This window comes from Lactiplantibacillus sp. 7.2.4, assembly GCF_018991185.1.
Taxonomy (GTDB): domain Bacteria; phylum Bacillota; class Bacilli; order Lactobacillales; family Lactobacillaceae; genus Lactiplantibacillus; species Lactiplantibacillus pentosus.
Genome location: NZ_JAGYGS010000153.1, coordinates 1 through 797 on the forward strand (window position 1 = coordinate 1; position 797 = coordinate 797).

The window sequence follows — 797 nt, forward strand, 5'->3', positions numbered from 1 at the left end:
TTATTATGCTAAGGAGCATCGTGGTCGTAACTTAGATGATTCACAAATTATTCAGGCAATTGATGAGATTCGTCAACAAGATCCAAAATATACTCGGAAATACGGGTACCGACGAATAACCAGTGCTTTACATGACACTTATGGCTTTAAAATCAATCATAAGCGGGTCTTACGGATTATGCGGGAACAAGACTGGCTATGTGGCGCCTTTAATCGGCAGAAACGAAAGTATAATTCTTACAAGGGAACTGTTGGCGTCATCGCCCCAAATCGACTTAAGCGACGATTCAAAACAGATCGGCCTTACCAGAAGTTAGTCACCGACGTCAGTGAATTCCGGTATGGGAACCAAAGCCAAAATGAACGGGTTTATTTAGAACCAGTCCTCGACCTCTTCAATGGAGAGGTTCTGGCTTTCAATATCAGTGACCACCCGACCGTTGAATTCGCTTTAAAGCCTTTGAAAGAAGCCCTAAATCGAATACCGGTGTTAGATTATCGGACGACTGTCCATACTGACCAAGGGTTTCAGTATCAGCATCGACACTGGCAAAACACGCTTAAAGAGCACCATGTATTTCAGAGTATGTCGCGTAAAGCCACTTGTCTCGACAACGCCGCCATGGAGTCGTTTTTTCACATTATGAAAGTCGAGGTTATGGATGAACATTTTGAGACCAAAACAGCGCTTATCGAAGCTATGAACGAATGGATAGACTTCTACAATCATCGGCGCATCAAAACAAAACTGGACGGCAAGTCCCCGGTAAAATACCGGGAACTTACCGTCCAGAAAG

Annotated in this window: 1 protein-coding gene; it reads left to right on the top strand. The window is 43.9% G+C overall.

The features are described 5' to 3' along the window. The coding region (locus KGF70_RS16960; protein ID WP_216769691.1) for an IS3 family transposase at nt 1-797 on the top strand (797 nt) is incomplete at both ends.